Source organism: Dietzia sp. SYD-A1 (assembly GCF_015356725.1).
GTDB lineage: Bacteria > Actinomycetota > Actinomycetes > Mycobacteriales > Mycobacteriaceae > Dietzia.
In genome coordinates, this window is the sequence record NZ_JADDKI010000687.1 from 1 (window position 1) to 913 (window position 913).

At 63.5% G+C, this 913-nt stretch carries 1 protein-coding gene; it reads left to right on the plus strand.

The genetic code is table 11. From position 1 onward, the window contains the following. On the plus strand, positions 1-913 hold a 913-nt coding region (locus IY392_RS18620), incomplete at its 5' end, for an IS630 family transposase (protein ID WP_194862023.1).

The window sequence follows — 913 nt, forward strand, 5'->3', positions numbered from 1 at the left end:
GAATCTGTGGCGATCCAGGTATGAGGACAAGGGCATCGCGGGCCTGGTCGATGAGAAACGTTCTGGCCGGCCGCGCACGATTGATCACGCGGCGATCGTGACGGCGACGTTGATGCCGCCGCCGAAGAGTTTGGGCGTGACCCACTGGTCGTCGCGGTTGCTGGCGGCGCGGTTGAAGGTCTCGGCCTCGACGGTGGTCACGGCGTGGCGAGCCTATGGGATCAAGCCGTGGCGGGCCGAGTCGTTCCGGTTCTCTACCGATCCCGAGCTGGTCGGCAAGGTCACCGACATCTGCGGTCTGTACCTGGCGCCCCCGGAGAACGCGATCGTGCTGTGCGTGGACGAGAAATCTCAGATCCAGGCGCTGGATCGGACGCAGCCGATCTTGCCCATGCAGCCGGGACTGATCGAGCGGCGCAGCCACGACTACGTCCGGCACGGCACCACCACCTTGTTCGCGGCGCTGGATATCGCTACCGGGCAGGTCACCGCCGCCCTCAAGCCACGGCACCGAAACCAGGAGTTCCTGGCGTTCCTCAAGCAGATTGAGCGGGCCTACCGCGACGCCGTTGACGCCGAGGGAAAGCCGGTCGAGTTGCACCTGGTGATGGACAATTACGCCGCCCACAAGCACGCGAACGTCAAGGCCTGGCTGGCTGACAATCCCCGCTTCAAGGTGCACTTCACCCCGACTCACGCCTCGTGGATGAACCTGGTGGAGGTCTGGTTCGGGATCGTCGAACGCCAGGCCATTCGCCGAGGGGTCTTCACATCCGTCAAGGACCTCAACGCCAAGATTCGGGCCTTCATCGACGGCTGGAACAACCGCTCACACCCGTTCGTCTGGACGAAAACCGCCGAGGAAGTCCTCGCGAAAGCCAACCGTAACAACACTTCAAATGCGGACCACTAG